General features: G+C 60.8%; 1 protein-coding gene. It reads right to left on the bottom strand.

Annotation, left to right across the window (positions count from 1 at the left end; translation table 11 throughout):
* Nucleotides 1-47: 47 nt before the first annotated feature.
* The coding region (locus IF20_RS40390; RefSeq protein ID WP_234427011.1) for a hypothetical protein at nucleotides 48-240 on the bottom strand (193 nt) is incomplete at its 5' end.

The following is a 240-nucleotide window of genomic DNA, read 5'->3' as shown; positions in this document are numbered from 1 at the left end:
CGGCGGGCCCGCCCGACAGGGATCGGAACCGAATTCGAAAGACCGCTTCACGAAGCGGGAAACGAAAAAGGATCTGATAGAGTCGGAAACGCCGGAAGGGAAAGCCCGAAAGGGCCGGACCGGAAAGCAACCCCGCTCCAGCAGGGGCCGGAAACGCGAAGCGGATCTGGTAAGGTTGGAACCGCGAAGAAGCCGAAAGGCCGAAACGCACCGGCGAAAATCGGAACCGCAAGGATCTGA

The sequence above is a fragment of the Streptomyces niger genome, from assembly GCF_000718305.1.
GTDB classification, from domain to species: Bacteria; Actinomycetota; Actinomycetes; order Streptomycetales; family Streptomycetaceae; genus Streptomyces; species Streptomyces niger.
Note: the sequence above shows the minus strand (reverse complement) of the source record. Positions and strands in the feature narration are given on the sequence as shown.